Source organism: Azoarcus sp. TTM-91, assembly GCF_012911025.1.
GTDB lineage: Bacteria > Pseudomonadota > Gammaproteobacteria > Burkholderiales > Rhodocyclaceae > Azoarcus.
Window position 1 is genome coordinate 13,151 of sequence record NZ_WUEI01000022.1, and the last position, 15,990, is coordinate 29,140.

General features: G+C 63.9%; 14 protein-coding genes and 2 tRNA genes. 6 read left to right on the top strand and 10 right to left on the bottom strand.

What is annotated here, in order from left to right:
- Positions 1–34 precede the first annotated feature (34 nt).
- Positions 35–844: a GTP cyclohydrolase FolE2 gene (gene folE2 / locus GRF61_RS08750; RefSeq protein ID WP_169150285.1), complete on the top strand. Its 810-nt coding sequence runs from the start codon at positions 35–37 to the stop codon at positions 842–844.
- A gap of 200 nt (positions 845–1,044) precedes the next feature.
- Here the strand turns inward: folE2 and GRF61_RS08755 are convergent.
- A tRNA-Arg gene (locus GRF61_RS08755) sits at positions 1,045–1,121 on the bottom strand.
- 56 nt (positions 1,122–1,177) lie between these two features.
- A tRNA-Ser gene (locus GRF61_RS08760) sits at positions 1,178–1,270 on the bottom strand.
- A 157-nt stretch (positions 1,271–1,427) separates the two neighbouring features.
- On the opposite strand from GRF61_RS08760, the gene mltF reads away from it, so the two are divergent.
- Entirely contained in the window at positions 1,428–2,822 is a 1,395-nt protein-coding gene (mltF, locus tag GRF61_RS08765) for a membrane-bound lytic murein transglycosylase MltF (protein WP_169150286.1), read from the top strand.
- A gap of 23 nt (positions 2,823–2,845) precedes the next feature.
- On the opposite strand, the gene serS is transcribed toward mltF, so the two are convergent.
- Positions 2,846–4,138, bottom strand: a complete 1,293-nt coding sequence (gene serS / locus GRF61_RS08770) for a serine--tRNA ligase (RefSeq protein ID WP_169150287.1) — start codon at positions 4,136–4,138, stop codon at positions 2,846–2,848.
- 262 nt (positions 4,139–4,400) lie between these two features.
- Between serS and GRF61_RS08775 the strand changes: the two genes are divergently transcribed.
- Positions 4,401–4,664, top strand: coding sequence for a hypothetical protein (locus GRF61_RS08775; protein WP_169150288.1), 264 nt, complete (start codon positions 4,401–4,403; stop codon positions 4,662–4,664).
- Between the two features lie 25 nt (positions 4,665–4,689).
- On the opposite strand, the gene GRF61_RS08780 is transcribed toward GRF61_RS08775, so the two are convergent.
- From GRF61_RS08780 to GRF61_RS08795, 4 genes are all read right to left on the bottom strand, one after another.
- Complete coding sequence (locus GRF61_RS08780; protein WP_169150289.1) at positions 4,690–6,012, bottom strand: replication-associated recombination protein A; 1,323 nt, start codon at positions 6,010–6,012, stop codon at positions 4,690–4,692.
- Between the two features lie 3 nt (positions 6,013–6,015).
- The gene (gene lolA, locus GRF61_RS08785; RefSeq protein WP_248281166.1) at positions 6,016–6,663 is read right to left on the bottom strand and encodes an outer membrane lipoprotein chaperone LolA; all 648 of its coding nucleotides are present in this window, start codon (positions 6,661–6,663) and stop codon (positions 6,016–6,018) included.
- Positions 6,660–8,948, bottom strand: coding sequence for a DNA translocase FtsK (locus tag GRF61_RS08790; protein ID WP_169150290.1), 2,289 nt, complete (start codon positions 8,946–8,948; stop codon positions 6,660–6,662). The genes lolA and GRF61_RS08790 overlap by 4 nt, the downstream gene beginning before the upstream one ends.
- A 120-nt stretch (positions 8,949–9,068) precedes the next feature.
- Positions 9,069–9,740 carry a cyclic nucleotide-binding domain-containing protein gene (locus GRF61_RS08795; protein WP_133592156.1) on the bottom strand — a complete coding sequence of 224 codons (672 nt, stop codon included), beginning with the start codon at positions 9,738–9,740 and terminating at the stop codon, positions 9,069–9,071.
- Positions 9,741–9,963: 223 nt separating this feature from the next.
- Between GRF61_RS08795 and trxB the strand changes: the two genes are divergently transcribed.
- Together trxB and GRF61_RS08805 are read left to right on the top strand one after the other, a co-directional pair.
- Complete coding sequence (gene trxB, locus GRF61_RS08800; RefSeq protein WP_169150291.1) at positions 9,964–10,917, top strand: thioredoxin-disulfide reductase; 954 nt, start codon at positions 9,964–9,966, stop codon at positions 10,915–10,917.
- Between the two features lie 212 nt (positions 10,918–11,129).
- Positions 11,130–11,975, top strand: a complete 846-nt coding sequence (locus GRF61_RS08805) for a Smr/MutS family protein (protein WP_248281167.1) — start codon at positions 11,130–11,132, stop codon at positions 11,973–11,975.
- Between the two features lie 45 nt (positions 11,976–12,020).
- On the opposite strand, the gene GRF61_RS08810 is transcribed toward GRF61_RS08805, so the two are convergent.
- Both GRF61_RS08810 and GRF61_RS08815 read right to left on the bottom strand, forming a co-directional pair.
- Positions 12,021–12,359 (bottom strand): P-II family nitrogen regulator, encoded by a 339-nt coding sequence (locus GRF61_RS08810; RefSeq protein WP_169150293.1) that lies wholly within the window; start codon positions 12,357–12,359, stop codon positions 12,021–12,023.
- Between the two features lie 61 nt (positions 12,360–12,420).
- Positions 12,421–14,037, bottom strand: a complete 1,617-nt coding sequence (locus GRF61_RS08815; RefSeq protein ID WP_211165844.1) for an NAD+ synthase — start codon at positions 14,035–14,037, stop codon at positions 12,421–12,423.
- A gap of 100 nt (positions 14,038–14,137) precedes the next feature.
- On the opposite strand from GRF61_RS08815, the gene GRF61_RS08820 reads away from it, so the two are divergent.
- Positions 14,138–15,274: a GNAT family N-acetyltransferase gene (locus GRF61_RS08820; RefSeq protein WP_169150294.1), complete on the top strand. Its 1,137-nt coding sequence runs from the start codon at positions 14,138–14,140 to the stop codon at positions 15,272–15,274.
- Positions 15,275–15,360: 86 nt separating this feature from the next.
- Here GRF61_RS08820 and ppa read toward each other — a convergent pair whose 3' ends face one another.
- The gene (gene ppa / locus GRF61_RS08825) at positions 15,361–15,888 is read right to left on the bottom strand and encodes an inorganic diphosphatase (RefSeq protein ID WP_133592145.1); all 528 of its coding nucleotides are present in this window, start codon (positions 15,886–15,888) and stop codon (positions 15,361–15,363) included.
- Between the last annotated feature and the right edge of the window lie 102 nt (positions 15,889–15,990).

The following is a 15,990-nucleotide window of genomic DNA, read 5'->3' on the forward strand; positions in this document are numbered from 1 at the left end:
TGCCTTTCAGCCGAATACAACAGAGAACAGCCCCATGAATGCCCCACACGCGGCACACGCCATTCCAGACGTCCAGAACCTGGCCGACAGCCGCCAGATCGCCATCAACAAGGTCGGCATCAAATCCATCCGCCACCCGGTGAAGGTGAAAGACAAGAATGGCGGCGTGCAACACACCGTCGCCGTCTTCAACATGTACGTCGGCCTGCCCCACAATTTCAAGGGCACCCATATGTCGCGCTTCGTCGAGATACTGAACAGCGACGAACGCGAGATCTCGGTCGAGTCCTTCGAGCCAATGCTGCGCGAGATGGTGAAGCGCCTGGAGGCAGAGACGGGCCATGTGGAGATGACCTTCCCCTACTTCATCAACAAGGCGGCGCCGGTATCCGGCGTGCAGAGCCTGATGGACTACGAAGTCACCTTTACCGGCGAAATCCACGAAGGCGGGCGTTATGAGTTCAAGATGAAAGTCGTGGTGCCGGTCACCAGCCTCTGCCCCTGCTCCAAGAAAATCTCCGCCTACGGCGCCCATAATCAGCGCTCCCATGTGACCGTGACGGCGACGCTGAACGATCACCTGTGGATCGAAGAGATGGTCCAGTTGGTCGAGAGCCAAGCATCCTGCGAACTTTATGGGCTGTTGAAGCGTCCCGACGAGAAGTACGTCACCGAGCGCGCTTACGACAATCCGAAGTTCGTCGAGGACATGGTGCGTGACGTGGCAGGCCTGGTGCATGCGGAAGCCCGCATCGACGCCTATGCCGTGGAATCCGAGAACTTCGAGTCCATCCACAATCATTCAGCATACGCATTGATTGAGCGAGACAAGCGGCAAGGCTGATTTCACCCGCGTAAATATGAGAAAAGCGGTGGACCCCAAAAGGCCACCGCTTTTTTGCTTTCCCATGCAAAGCGCAAACTGGCCCATTGCAAACTCGCTACCGACGGTGGCTGAGGCTGCGTGAGACGGACTCAATTCAAGCTTCTCGAACCCGAAAAACGAAAAACCCAGATGATTTCTCATCTGGGTTCTGAATTTTTTGGCGCGCCCGGAAGGATTCGAACCTCCGACCCCCTGGTTCGTAGCCAGGTACTCTATCCAACTGAGCTACGGGCGCTCCGTACTGCAGAGAAGAAAAATTATAGCAGCTTTTTTTTCTTCGTCAAATTTTTTTGGCGGAGAGGGTGGGATTCGAACCCACGTGCCAAGTTTCCCTGACCATCCGATTTCGAGTCGGCGCCGTTATGACCGCTTCGGTACCTCTCCGCGCTTCCTTGCAGGCTAGCCGCCGTAAAGGAGCGCGCATTATACGCACAAGGGCCGAGCTCTGCACCAGCACTTTTTCGCCGCCAGCCTCCGGCCGGGATTGGGCAATTGCCCTTCCCGTCGCCATCACGCAGAATCCGCCAGCCTTGAACCCACAATGCTCACCTTGCGCATCCTCCTGCTGGCGCTTTTCGCCTTCATTCTGTCGGGCTGCTCGCCCAACAAGCCCCCTCGCATCGCGGATTTCCGCAGCCTGGGCGAGTTGCGCGTGGCTACCCGCCTGGATGCAATTTCCTATCGCATGGATGAGGATGGGCGCCCTTCGGGATTCGAACATGACCTGCTCGAACGCCTGGGAGCGGAGTTGGGGGTACCAGTGCGTTTCGTCGTCTATCCGGATGCGACGCGCGCTCTGGATGCCGTGCTCAATGGCGAGGCACACCTGGCCGCGGCCGGCCTGGGCCTGAATGATCGCTTTCCCCTGAAATGGTCGGCTCCCCTGCGAGAGGTGGACTACGTGCTGGCGGGCCGCATCGATGCCCCCGAGATCGAAAAGGAAAGCGAACTGGCCGGGCGTGCCATTACCGTGCGCCGGGGGGCCTTGTCTGCCGACACGGTGGAGCAGATCCAGAAGCGGGTGCCCAACTTGACCATGCACCTGCAAGCCAAAGTGGATGATCAGACCCTGCTGGCTCAGTTGGCCGAAGGCAAGCACGACCTGATAGCGACAGACCGGGTCCATTTCGCACTCGCCGCCCAGATCTACCCTGCGCTGACCGTCGCCTACGACCTGCCGCTGAAGAGTCACATTGCCTGGGCCCTGCCAATGGAGCCCAATGATCCACTCGCGAATGAGGTCCAGATCTTCCTGGAAGAAGCGCGCGAGAGCGCACTCCTCTCCCGCATCGCCGATCGCTACTTCGGCCACGTCCGCCGCCTCGACGAGGCCGATATAAGCACCTTCTTCAGCCGCATCCAGGAACGGCTGCCTGCGCTGCGCCCACACTTCCATGATGCGCAGGCAAAGACGGGGATCGACTGGCGCTACCTCGCCGCGCTGGCCTACCAGGAGTCTCACTGGGATCCCTATGCCATTTCACCCACTGGCGTGCGTGGTTTGATGATGCTGACGGCGGACACCGCGGATCGGCTGGGAGTCAGCGACCGGCTGGATGCCCGCCAGAGCATCCTGGGCGGAGCGCGCTACTTTTCCATGCTCAAGGAGCAGTTGCCGGACGACATCGAGGATCCCGACAGGCAATGGCTGGCAACGGCCGCCTATAACCTGGGGATGGGACACTTGAACGGCGCGCGCGCGATTGCACGTGGCATGGGGCGAGACAACGCCTCTTGGTGGGACATGAAGGCCGTGCTGCCGCTGCTGTCACGCCCTCAATACGCTGCTCGCCTCAAGGCCGGGGCGGCCCGGGGGGGAGAAGCGGTGATCATGACGGAGAACATCCGCAATTTCTACGACATCCTGGTGCGGCTGGAGCCGGCTTACGAACCGCCCCTGACGCCGCCCAGGCTGCGGCTGAGCCAGCGCCCCTGAGCGCCAGCCCGCGCCGCTGAGCCTCAGCGTCGAGGTTCGAGCACCTCCAGCCCGCCCAGATAAGGCTGCAACGCCTTGGGCACGGCCACCGAGCCATCGGCGCGCTGATAGTTCTCCAGTACCGCCACCAAGGTACGCCCCACGGCCAGCCCTGAACCGTTGAGGGTGTGCACCAGTTCGTTCTTGCCCTGGGCGTTCTTGAAGCGCGCCTGCATGCGGCGCGCCTGGAAAGCCTCGCAGTTCGAGCAGCTGGAAATCTCGCGGTAGGTGCCTTGCGCCGGCAACCACACCTCCAGATCGTACGTCTTGGCGGCAGAAAAACCCATGTCGCCAGTGCACAGGGAAACGACGCGATAAGGTAGCTCCAGCCGCTGCAGTACCGCTTCGGCGTGGCCGACCATTTCCTCCAGCGCCTCGTAACTGCGCTCTGGATGGACGATCTGCACCATTTCGACTTTATCGAACTGATGCTGACGGATCATCCCGCGGGTGTCGCGGCCGGCGCTGCCCGCTTCCGAGCGGAAGCAAGGGCTGTGGGCGGTCAGCTTGATGGGCAGGGCCTCGGCGGCGAGCACCTGCTCACGCACGCTGTTCGTCAGCGAAATCTCCGAAGTCGAAATCAGGTACTGCTCCCGCACCTCGTCGTCGCCGCCGCGCAGCACCCAGAACATGTCCTCCTTGAACTTGGGTAGTTGCCCGGTACCTTCCAGTACCTCACGGTTAACGATGTAGGGGGTGTAGCACTCGGTGTAGCCATGTTCGCCGGTCTGAAGGTCGAGCATGAACTGGGCAAGCGCACGATGCAGGCGTGCGACCGGCCCGCGCATGAAGGTGAAGCGTGCACCGGAAAGCTTGGCACCGGTTTCGAAATCCAATCCGAGCGGACCGCCCAGGTCAACATGGTCCCGCACTTCAAAGTCATACACGCCGGGTGTACCCCAGCGCCGCACTTCCACATTGCCGCTTTCGTCTTCGCCCAATGGCACGCTCTCGTGCGGCAGGTTGGGCAGGCCGGCGGAAAAAGCGTTGATCTTCTCCAGCAGCACGGGCAGGGCTTGCTCACAAGCCTTCAACTCGTCCCCCAGCTTGCCGACTTCGGCCATCACCGCGCTGGCATCCTCACCCTTGGACTTCAGCATGCCGATCTGCTTGGACAGGCTGTTGCGCTGCGATTGCAGTTCCTGGGTACGGGTCTGCAGATGCTTGCGCTCGTCCTCGAGCGCAGTGAAGGCCTGAACGTCCAGCGCGAGGCCGCGTGTGGCCAGGCGGGCGGCGACTGTGTCCAGCTGGCCGCGGAGAAGTTGGATATCGAGCATTTAGTATTTCCTGAAACGTTTTTGCAATCAGTACCTTGGCGGGGGAAGCTGAAGCCCGTCCTGGGCTATATCCCGCAAGCGCCGGAGGGGAAAATCAAAAACTGCTCCGGCACCATTTTTCCGCAGCGCAAAAATAATCAATCGTATCAATTGCTTATTGATCAATTTCTCGGCGCTTTCCCTTGCTATTCCTCCCAGACGAAGTACCCTTCAGAGGGGACCACCAAGCCTCGCAGAAGGCAATTCGTAGGAGGAGTAGAGCATGCTATCTATTCGAGACTGCCTAGACTACTGCGACCTCACAGAGGATGAAGTGTCGCTGATCGCCGAACACACGGGCATTCCCGACGTTACCGCCGCCCAGATGGCTTGCGGCCTGGTGCAGACGCGCGAGGGCGTTCTGCTGTTGACCACCTACATGCTGGATCTCGTCGAGCAAGCCACCGAGCGCGGTGAATTCGAAAAGGCCGAGCATGCGAAGCTGCTGTGCGCACGATTCATGGCGGATCATCCGCTGACCCACTGAGTGAGTCCCGATCCCGGCGCGCCGCTCACCGAGCGCCGGGGTCTTCACCGGCCTCCTCGTCCAACTTCCTGAGACGGGCCAGTTTCTCCGCAATCTGCTGTTCCAGTCCGCGCGGCACCGGCTGATACCAGCCCGGTGGGGCCATGCCGTCCGGCAGATAGCTCTCGCCTGCGGCATAGGCATCCGGCTCGTCGTGCGCATAGCGATAGGCTTTGCCATAGCCAAGGTTCTTCATCAGCTTGGTCGGTGCGTTGCGCAGGTGCAGCGGAACCGGCCGCGAGCCGTCCTTGGAAACGAACTGGCGAGCGGCGTTATAGGCCTTGTATACCGCGTTCGACTTGGCCGCGCAGGCGAGGAAAATCGTCGCCTGCGCCAGGGCCAGTTCCCCTTCGGGCGAGCCCAGGCGCTCATAGGTGGAGCAGGCATTGAGGGTAATCTCAAGTGCACGAGGATCGGCCAGGCCGATGTCCTCCACCGCCATGCGCACCAGGCGCCGGCCGAGGTAGAGCGCATCCGCGCCGCCATCGAGCATGCGGCACAGCCAGTACAAGGCAGCGTCCGGATTGGAGCCGCGCACCGACTTGTGCAGCGCCGAAATCTGGTCGTAGAAGGCTTCTCCACCTTTGTCGAAGCGGCGCAGATTGCGTGACAGCGCCTCGTCGACGAATGTGGCCGTCACCGGCGCCACCTTGGCCGTTTCCGCCGCCACCTGAACCTGCTCGATCAGGTTCATCAATCGCCGCGCATCGCCGTCGGCAAAACCGATGAGCCGATCGCGCGCATCCTCATCGAAGCCGAGGCCGGGACAGGCATCGGCACGGGCGCGCTCGAACAGCGCCGCCATTGGCTGCTCACCGAGCGGCTCCAGTACGTAAACCGATGCCCGCGACAGCAGCGCCGAGTTCACTTCAAAGGACGGATTTTCGGTGGTCGCGCCGATGAAAGTCACCAGCCCCTGTTCGACGAAGGGCAGGAAAGCATCCTGCTGCGCCTTGTTGAACCGGTGAACTTCATCCACGAACAGGATGGTGTGGCGGCCTCGCGATTTTGCCGCCTGTGCCTGCTGGATGGCCTCGCGGATTTCCTTGACGCCGGAAAACACCGCGGAGAGCGCGACGAACTCGGCATCGAAACCCTGCGCCATGAGGCGCGCCAGCGTGGTCTTGCCGACCCCTGGCGGCCCCCACAGAATCATCGAATGCGGCTTGCCGGATTCGAAGGCCAGCCGCAGCGGCTTGCCCGGCCCCAACAGGTGTGCCTGTCCGGCTACCTCGTCCAGGCTCTGGGGCCGCATGCGTTCGGCCAGCGGGACGCGCGGCGGCTCCAGCGCCTCGAACAGGTCAGCCACCGCTCAGCGTCCGCCCTTGCTGGTATCGTCACCGATAACGTCTGCACCGGTCGGTGGAGTGAAGCGGAAGCGGCCGGCATCCACCGGCGGGTTGAGGACGAAGCGCGGAAAGAGCACCGTAGTCGTCTGGCCAAAGTTGTCGCGCATCTCCATCCGCTTCACTTGGGCACCAGCCAGGCCGATGCGCATCGCCTCGAAGCCACTGCCTTCCTGCCTGGGGCGCGCCTCTACCCAAGCCAGCCCCTCACTGTCGCCCCCTTCGGCGAGTTCGAAGTTCTGCTCCAGATCCCCACTGCCGAACAGGATGGCTGCCGGCGTCGCCCCCAGCGCGTCGCCGATGCGCTTCACCGTTACCTGATTGAGGTCACGATCCCAGATCCACAGCCGTTCACCATCGCCCACCAGTAGTTGCTGATAAGGCATCTGGTACTCCCAGCGGAACTTGCCCGGCCGGGAGAAGGCGAAGCTGCCGGCGGCCTGCTGCGGCTTGCGGCCAGACTTGGCGAGCACCGTCTGCTCGAACTCGCCCTCGGCACTGCGGGTTGCCTTCACGAACTGGCGCAGTTGCTCCACGCCGCCAGCCGCCCAGGACGCCGGGCCAGCCAGCAGCAGGCCCATCGCCATCACTGCGCCAGCAAAGACGCGCTTCATTCCGTCTCCTTCGCCGGGACCACGACTTCCCGGTTGCCATTGCTTCCCATGGAAGAAACCAGACCGGAGCGCTCCATCTGCTCGATCAGTCGCGCCGCCCGGTTGTAGCCGATGCGCAGATGCCGCTGGACCAGCGAGATCGAGGGCCGCCGCGTCTTCAGTACCACTTCGACGGCCTGATCGTAGAGCGGGTCGGCTTCGCCATCTTCCCCACCCTCGCCGCCACCGGCCGCCTCCAGATCGTCCTCCGCCGCGGCGAGGATGCCCTCGACGTAATCCGGTGGCCCCACGCGCTTGAGATGCTCCACCACCTTGTGCACTTCCTCGTCGGCGACGAAGGCGCCATGCACCCGCACCGGCAGGCCGGTTCCCGGCGCCAGGTAGAGCATGTCGCCCATGCCCAGCAGCGCTTCGGCGCCCATCTGGTCAAGGATGGTGCGCGAGTCGATCTTGCTCGACACCTGGAAAGCGATACGGGTCGGCACGTTGGCCTTGATCAGGCCGGTGATGACATCCACCGAGGGGCGTTGGGTGGCCAGGATCAGGTGGATGCCGGCGGCCCGCGCCTTTTGCGCCAGACGGGCGATCAGTTCTTCCACCTTCTTGCCCACCACCATCATCAGATCGGCGAGTTCGTCGATCACCACCACGATGTAGGGCAGGGTCTCCAGCGGCTCGGGGTTCTCCGGGCTGATCGAGAAGGGGTTTGTGAGCGGCTTCTCCGCCTTGCGCGCTTCGGTCACCGCTTTGTTGAAGCCGGCAAGGTTGCGCACGCCCACCGCCGCCATCAGTTTGTAGCGTTTCTCCATCTCGGCCACGCACCAGTTCAGCGCGTTGGCTGCGTGCTTCATGTCGGTGACCACCGGCGCCAGCAGGTGCGGAATGCCTTCGTAGATGGACAGTTCCAGCATCTTGGGGTCGACCATGATCAGCCGCACCCGCTCCGGTTCACTCTTGTACAGCAGCGACAGGATCATGGCATTGATGCCGACCGACTTGCCCGAACCGGTGGTACCCGCCACCAGCAGGTGCGGCATTTTCGCCAGATCAGCCACCACCGGCTGACCACCGATGTCCTTGCCCAACACAACGGTGAGCGGTGAGGCCATGTCGTGGTAGGCCTTGGAGCCGATGATCTCCGACAGGCGTACCGTCTGCCGCTTCGGGTTCGGCAGCTCCAGCGCCATGCACGACTTGCCCGGCACCGTCTCCACCACCCGCACCGACACCATGGACAGCGCGCGCGCCAGGTCCTTGGCCAGATTCATCACCTGGCTGCCCTTCACCCCGGTCGCCGGATCAATCTCGTAGCGGGTGATCACCGGCCCCGGATAGGCGGCCAGCACCTTCACCTCGACGCCGAAGTCGCCCAGCTTGGTCTCGATCAGCCGTGAGGTGAACTCCAGCGACTCGGCCGAAGGCGGCTCGCCATTGCCGCTGGGCGGATCAAGCAGCGCCAGCGGTGGAATCGCGCCCTCGGGCGCATCGGCGAACAGCGTTTGCTGACGCTCCTTCTCCACTTTCTCGGACTTCTGGATGACCGGCGTGGCTGGCTCGATGCGCAGCGGCGCAGGCTGTGCCTTCTCGGTCTTGCGCCGGCGGGTTTCAACCACCGCCTCCCGCTTTTGGGCGATCTCCTTGCCGGCCTGGCGATCCTGCCAGTTGCCAAAACCCGCCCGCGCGCGCAGCAGCGACTGTTCCAGCCAGAAACCCAGCCCCTCCACCACCGCCAGCCAGGACACGCCGGTGAACAAGGAAATGCCGCAAGCGAGCAGGGTCAGCAGCAGCAGGGTGCCGCCGGTGAAGCCGAAGGCGCCCTGCACCATCTGCCCCAGTTCCATGCCCAGCAATCCGCCGGGAGCCAGCGGCACCGCGGCGCCATGGCTATGAAAGCGCAGGGCCTCCAGCGCGCTGCTGGTCAACAGCACGACCAGGAAACCCGCGAGCACGATGAAGAAGGAGCGGCGATCCAGCGTCAGCTGGTTCTTCAGCCGGCGGAATCCCCACATCAGCCCGTAGCCGAGAAAGATCACCCACCACCACGCGGAAACGCCGAAGAGATAGAGCAGCAGATCGGCAAGCCAGGCGCCGAAGCGGCCGCCCGGATTGGCGACGCGCTCGACCTGCGCCGCATGCGACCAGCCGGGATCGGCCTTGGTATAACCGAGCAGCACCATGCCGACGTACAAGGACATCACGCCCAGGATGAGCCAGCGCGCCTCCTGCAGCAGCAGCGAGATCTTCTCCGGCAAGGGCTGGGAACGGGACGAGGAACGGAACAACATCAGGAGAGCCGGAGGGGAAACGACAGCGGGGGATTATATTCGATCGCTCTCCGCCGCCGTCCGGCCTTTGCCCTTGGTCACAAAGCGGGCTGTCGCCAAGGGCGGTTTCGTGCTTGAGCGTCAGACATCATTGAGGCGGCCGCGCAGCACCACGCCTTGGGCCGTCTCCTCGATCAGGCCCTGCTGGCCGAGGTCCTTCATCACCCGGCTCACCATCTCGCGGGAGGCGCCTATCATCTTGGCGATGTCCTGCTTGGATATCTTGCGCACCACCACCGCTTCGCCGTTCACATCCTCCGACATGTCCAGCAGCAGGCGGGCGACGCGGCCATAGACGTCCATCAGGGCCAGGCTCTCGATCTTGCGATCGGCGTTGCGCAGCCGCTCTGCCAGGTTGCCCATGATGCGCCAGGCGACCTCGAAGTTGTCCTGCATGATCTGACGGAAGTCCTGCTTGGCGATCATCACCAGGTCCGCCGGTACCACGGCGATCACCGAGGCCGAGCGCGGCTGCTCGCCGAACATGCCCATCTCGCCGAACAGTTCGCCCTGGCCAAGGATGGAAAGAATGACCTCGCGGCCATCCTCGTCGCTCACCACCACCTTGAGGCTGCCGGTAAGAACGAAATAGACGTAATCGGTTCGGTCGCCCGCCCGCACGACGGCCTGCCCGCGTGGAATGCGCCTCATCATGGCGACACGCGCGACTGCGGCCAGAACATCGTCCGTCAGTCCGTGGAACAGCGGGAAGGTCTTCAATGCGATGGTGGAAACAGCGGTCGGCTGGCTCATGAAGGCTCCTGCGGTCGGTTAGCACAAGATGCACTTTGGCATCGAGGCAAATGTCACGGAAGTATAGACGAATATCCTGTTACATCCGTGATCTCCCTGATGTATCTAATCCTCTTTAGCAGCAACCGGCAGCGATTGAACCTGCCTATCGGCGCCATTGGGCGGGCAATTCAAGGGCTCGCTATAATTCCGGCCATCCCCCAATCCGTCTCGGACAAGGCTCATGACCACAAAGCACGCCCGTTTGCTCATTCTCGGTTCCGGCCCCGCCGGCTATACCGCCGCGGTATACGCCGCGCGCGCCAACCTGGCACCGGTACTCATCACCGGCCTGGCCCAGGGCGGCCAGCTGATGACGACGACCGAGGTGGACAACTGGCCTGCCGACGCGGACGGCGTCATGGGGCCGGACTTGATGACCCGCTTCCAGAAACACGCCGAGCGCTTCAACACCGAGATGATTTTCGACCACATCCACACGGTGAAGCTGGGCGAGCGGCCCTTCCGCCTGGTCGGCGACAGCGGCGAATACACCTGCGACGCGCTCATCATCGCCACTGGTGCCACCGCCAAGTACCTTGGCCTGCCGTCTGAGGAGAAATTCGCTGGCCGCGGCGTGTCCGCCTGCGCCACCTGCGACGGTTTCTTCTACCGCAACCAGGACGTCGCGGTCATTGGCGGCGGCAACACCGCGGTCGAGGAAGCGCTGTACCTGGCCAACATCGCCAAGAAGGTCACCTTGGTCCATCGCCGCGAGAAGTTCCGCGCCGAGAAAATCATGATCGACAAGCTGATGGCGCGGGTAGCCGAAGGCAAGATCGAACTGGTGCTGGACTCGACGCTGGGCGAGGTACTGGGCGACAGCTCCGGCGTGACCGGCATGCGGGTCAAGAACCTGAAGAGCGGCACTACCCAGGACATCGCCCTCCAGGGCGTGTTCATCGCCATCGGCCACAAGCCCAACACCGACATCTTCGAGGGTCAGCTGGAGATGGAGAACGGCTATATCGTCACCCACGGCGGCCGTAGCGGAAACGCGACCCAGACCAGCGTGACCGGCGTGTTCGCCGCCGGCGACGTGCAGGATCATGTCTACCGTCAGGCGGTCACCTCTGCCGGTACCGGCTGCATGGCGGCGCTGGATGCAGAGCGCTACCTGGACACCCTGGACGTCTGACCATGCCGCGCCGTCGCCAGGCCGCCTCCCCGCCTGCGGCGGCGCCCCGCACCAAAACGTCCGAGAGCCCCTTCCACGCCCTGTCCGGGCTCAGGCTGGACAGCAAACCCAAAGCTGGATCGACTCCGGTCCGGGCCAGTAGGCCAGCGCTCCCCTCTCCCACGGCAGGCACGGCCGCATCCGATGACGAGGAAGCGCTGTTCCGGCAGGCCATGCAGGGCGCCCGTCCGCTGGACCGAAACGACAGGGTGGAGCTGGAACGCCCTCGCCCCGCCCCCATCCCCCGCGCCAAGTCCACGACCGAAGAGGCGGACGAAGCCACTTCGCCCCGCCAGGCGCCGCTGGATCCGCTCTATGCCGCCTATGCGGACGTCACCCCGCTACGCGACAGCGGCAGGGTCGAGCTCGGGCCCGCCCCTCGCCGCGCCACGGTGGAAGCGGAGAAGCAGCACGCGATGCGCGCCAAAACGGGTGAAACCTCCTCCCTCATCCTGCCGCCTGAGCACAGCTCGATGGATGACCTCGAGTTGTTCCGCTACATGGCGCGCGACGCCCAGCCGGTGGACACCCGCAACCGGGTGGAACTGGAACGCACACCGCCCCTGCCGGCGCCGGTGAAACGGGAAGCAGACGAACGCGCCGCACTGGACGAATCCCTGAACACGCCGCTCAGCTTCGAGGACCGGCTGGACATGGGCGACGAAGCCGCCTTCCTGCGCCCCGGCCTGCCACGCCGCGTGCTGTCCGACCTCAGGCGCGGGCGCTGGGTGCTGCAGGGAGAGATCGACCTGCACGGCTACACCCGGGACGAAGCGCGTGCAGCCCTGGCCCAGTTCCTGACCCACAGCCTGCAGCAGGGGCGACGCTGCGTTCGGGTAATACACGGCAAGGGCCTGGGGTCGCCCGGACGTGTCTCCATCCTGAAACAGCTCTCCCGCGGCTGGCTGGCACAACGGGAAGAAATCCTCGCCTTCTGCCAGGCGGGGCCGCACGACGGCGGCAGCGGTGCCCTGCTGGTGCTGATGCGGGCTCAGAACGGTACGCCACCCCGGAAATGAAAGCGGCCCGCAAGGGGCCGCATGTCTTCCAGAGCCGTGGGAAGCTCAGATCGCCGCTTCGTCGGTCTCGCCGGTGCGGATGCGCACCACTTGCTCCACCGCGCTGACGAAGATCTTGCCATCGCCGATCTTGCCGGTGCGGGCCGCCTTGATGATGGCCTCCACCGCCTGCTCGGCGATGTCATCGGTCACCACGACCTCGATCTTGATCTTGGGCAGGAAATCAACGACGTATTCCGCGCCACGGTAAAGCTCGGTGTGCCCCTTCTGCCGGCCGAAACCCTTCACCTCGGTCACCGTCAGGCCGGCGATGCCCACCTCGGAAAGCGCCTCGCGCACCTCGTCGAGTTTGAACGGTTTGACGATGGCTTCAATCTTCTTCATCTCGGGTCTCCTTGTTCGGGATGGCATGCCGGCCTGTGCCCGGCACTGCGTCCTCTGTCATTCAAAACTCGTCTTGATAGCGGGATGTTATCGGATAACGCCAATCCCTGCCGAAGCCCCGCTGCGTCACCCGGATACCCACCGGCGCCTGGCGGCGCTTGTATTCGTTGCGCTTCAGCATGGCGACGGTCCGGCGGACCTCGGCTGCCTCGTAGCCGCGGGCGATGATCTCGCGTGGCGACTCATCGCGCTCCATATAGGCTTCGATGATGGCGTCCAACACCTCGTATGGAGGCAGGCTATCCTGGTCCTTCTGGCCCGGCTTGAGCTCAGCGGAGGGCGGACGGTCGATGATGTTCTTCGGGATCACCGGGCTGACGGTGTTCCGCCAGGCCGAGAGGCGATAGACGAAGGTCTTGTACAGATCCTTCAACACCGCGAAGCCACCTGCCATGTCGCCATACAGGGTTGCATAGCCGGTGGCCATTTCGCTCTTGTTGCCAGTGGTCAGCACGATGGCGCCGGTCTTGTTCGACAGCGCCATCAGGATCATGCCGCGGATGCGGCTTTGTAGGTTCTCTTCGGTGGTGTCTTCCGCCAGGCCGGCGAACTGGGGCGCCAACATCTCGCCGAATACCCTCATCGCCGGTTCGATGGCGATTTCGTCGTAGCGCACGCCCAGGCGTCTCACCATCTCGCGCGAGTCGTCCAGGCTCATCTGCGCGGTGTAGGGCGAAGGCATCATCACTGCGCGCACCCGCTCCGCCCCCAGCGCATCCACCGCAATCGCCAGCGTCAACGCCGAGTCTATGCCGCCGGAGAGGCCGATCAGCGCGCCGGGAAAACGGTTCTTGCCCAGGTAGTCCCGCACGCCCAGCTTCAGCGCCTCGTAAACCTCGGACTCCAGCGGGCCAGGCTCCGCCTTGCCACCGCCTTGCCAGTTGCCTGCTTCCAGCCGCAGGAATGCCAGGCCTTCGGTAAAAGCAGGCGCCTGGTAGGAGAGTTGCCCGTCGCGGTCCAGCGCAAAGGATGCGCCGTCGAATACCAGTTCGTCCTGACCACCCACCAGGTTGCAATACAGCGCCGGCAACCGGGTTTCCTCGACGCGCTCGCGCAGCACCTGCTGGCGCAGCGCCAGTTTCTTCATGTGATACGGCGAAGCATTGAGCGACAGCAGCACCTCTGCCCCCGCCGCCCGCGCCAGCACTGCCGGGCCGGGGGCCCAGATGTCCTCGCAGATCAACACGCCCACCCGCACACCCTTCAGTTCGAAGACACAGGGCGCGGAGCCGGGTTCGAAGTAACGCTCTTCGTCGAACACCTCCACATTGGGCAACAACTGCTTGTGGTAAGTCGCGAGCAAACGTCCATCCAGGAATACGGAAGCGGCGTTGTAGCGCATGCCTTCCCGCTCCTGCGGGTGGCCAAGCACCAGGCCGATACCGGTCGTGGCCGCGGCAACGCGCGCCATCTCCCGCTCGCAGGCCCGATAGAAATCGGGCCGGAGCAGCAGGTCTTCCGGCGGATAGCCGGATAGCGCGAGTTCGGGAGTCAGCAGCAGATCGGCGCCGGCGGCTTTCGCCTCGGTCAGCGCGGCGATGAGGCGATCCGCGTTGGCCACCAAGTCGCCAACGGTGAAATTGAACTGGGCAACAGCGATGGAAAGCGTGGTATTCATGGCCTCAACTATACCGCTTCATGATGAGCGCCGCGCCTTGGCCGCATGCCCGGGATGACGCAGCCGCGCCCTTTCAAGCCCCCGGCCAGAGAAGACCACGATGCCCTTTGCGGATGGATTTCACCTGCTCTCCAGCCTCGACCAAGTACCCGCCCGAGACTGGAACGCCCTTGCCGGCAGCCAGGCCTGCCTCTCCCACGCCTACCTGCACACCCTGGAAGCCACCGGTTGCGCCAACGCGGAAACCGGCTGGACACCCCGCCACGCGACGCTGTGGCGGGACGGCACGCCCCTGGCCGCCTTGCCCTTGTATGCCAAGCAGCACTCCTACGGCGAATACGTGTTCGACTGGGCCTGGGCAGACGCCTACCGGCGCCACGGGCTGGACTACTATCCCAAGTGGTTGTCCGCCGTGCCCTTCACTCCCATCCCCGGCGCCCGGCTGCTCGGCCAGAGCGCCGACAGCCGCCAGCAGTTGCTCGCGGCCACGCTGGAGATGGCGCGTCAAAGCCGGCTTTCCTCCCTGCACCTGCTCTTCCCCACCGAGGAGGAGGCGGCGTGGATGCGCGACGCCGGACTGCTGATCCGCCACGGCGTGCAGTTCCACTGGCGCAATGCCGGCTACCGCGATTTCGACGATTTCCTCGCCAGCCTCAATCACGACAAGCGCAAGAAAATCCGCCAGGAACGCCGCCGCGCCGGCGAGCATGGCCTGGCCCTGCGCTGGCTGGACGGCCGCATGGCGAACGCCGAAGACTGGGCCTTCTTCTACCGCTGCTACGCCACCACCTACGCACTGCACCGCTCGACGCCCTATCTCAGCCCGGCTTTCTTCACCCGGCTGGCCGACAGCCAGCCGAGCCAGGTCCGCCTGCTGCTGGCCGAGCGCAATGGCGAGCGGGTCGCAGGCGCCTTCTTCCTGTGTGACGAAGAGGCCCTCTACGGCCGTTACTGGGGGGCGACCGAGCATCTGCCCTTCCTGCACTTCGAGCTCTGCTACTACCAGGCAATCGAGTACGCCATCGGCCAGGGCCTCTCGCGCTTCGAGGGTGGCGCCCAAGGCGAACACAAGCTGGCGCGAGGACTAGAACCGGTTCCCACTCGCTCAGCGCACTGGATCGCCGACCCGCGCTTCCGCGACGCGGTCGATCGCTTCCTCGCCCAAGAGACCGAAGGCATGCGCTTCTACCTGGACGAGTTGTCGGAGCGCACCCCTTTTCGGCGCGAAAACAGCTGAAACCCAGCCGAAAAAGAACAGGGGCCCGCCAAAGCGGGCCCCGCGGTGCCGCAGCCTCCCGGCCGCAGGCACATCACCAGCCGAGCTTACTTGGCGGCCTTGGCGATGCCGTCCAGGATCTCCTGGCGCGCTTCGTCCAGCGAACCCCAGCCGACGACCTTAACCCACTTGCCCGGCTCCAGGTCCTTGTAGTGCTCGAAGAAATGCACCGTCTGCTTCATCAGCAGCTCGGGCAGGTCGTCGATGCTCTGCACCTTGTCGTACAGCGGGGTCAGCTTGGACACCGGTACCGCCACCACCTTGGCGTCAACACCGGACTCGTCTTCCATCTTCAGCACGCCCACCGGACGGCAGCGGATGACCACCCCGGGCAGCAGCGGGAAAGGCGTCACCACCAGCACGTCCACCGGGTCACCGTCGCCGGCCACGGTGTGGGGCACGTAGCCGTAGTTCAGCGGATAGCGCATGGAAGTGCCCATGAAACGGTCAACGAAGACCGCGCCACTGTCCTTGTCCACCTCGAACTTGATCGGATCCGCCTGCGCCGGAATCTCGATGATCACGTTGATGTCGTTCGGCACGTCTTTGCCAGCCTTCACGAGGTCGAAGCCCATATACCCTCCCATGGAAAAAGTGGCCCGGATTATAAGAGCAAATCCCACGCCTCACCTGTCTCGCCAGAGCACGGTCCGCCCCTTGGTTCCGGCCGCCCTACT

Coding starts and splice junctions, on each gene's coding strand:
- GRF61_RS08790 (WP_169150290.1), bottom strand. CDS start 8,948: ATGTTGTTCCGTTCCTCGTCCCGTTCCCAGCCCTTGCCGGAGAAGATC.
- GRF61_RS08775 (WP_169150288.1), top strand. CDS start 4,401: ATGCTATCTATTCGAGACTGCCTAGACTACTGCGACCTCACAGAGGAT.
- GRF61_RS08815 (WP_211165844.1), bottom strand. CDS start 14,037: ATGAATACCACGCTTTCCATCGCTGTTGCCCAGTTCAATTTCACCGTT.
- ppa (WP_133592145.1), bottom strand. CDS start 15,888: ATGGGCTTCGACCTCGTGAAGGCTGGCAAAGACGTGCCGAACGACATC.
- GRF61_RS08795 (WP_133592156.1), bottom strand. CDS start 9,740: ATGAGCCAGCCGACCGCTGTTTCCACCATCGCATTGAAGACCTTCCCG.
- mltF (WP_169150286.1), top strand. CDS start 1,428: ATGCTCACCTTGCGCATCCTCCTGCTGGCGCTTTTCGCCTTCATTCTG.
- trxB (WP_169150291.1), top strand. CDS start 9,964: ATGACCACAAAGCACGCCCGTTTGCTCATTCTCGGTTCCGGCCCCGCC.
- lolA (WP_248281166.1), bottom strand. CDS start 6,663: ATGAAGCGCGTCTTTGCTGGCGCAGTGATGGCGATGGGCCTGCTGCTG.
- GRF61_RS08805 (WP_248281167.1), top strand. CDS start 11,130: ATGCAGGGCGCCCGTCCGCTGGACCGAAACGACAGGGTGGAGCTGGAA.
- GRF61_RS08820 (WP_169150294.1), top strand. CDS start 14,138: ATGCCCTTTGCGGATGGATTTCACCTGCTCTCCAGCCTCGACCAAGTA.
- GRF61_RS08810 (WP_169150293.1), bottom strand. CDS start 12,359: ATGAAGAAGATTGAAGCCATCGTCAAACCGTTCAAACTCGACGAGGTG.
- folE2 (WP_169150285.1), top strand. CDS start 35: ATGAATGCCCCACACGCGGCACACGCCATTCCAGACGTCCAGAACCTG.
- serS (WP_169150287.1), bottom strand. CDS start 4,138: ATGCTCGATATCCAACTTCTCCGCGGCCAGCTGGACACAGTCGCCGCC.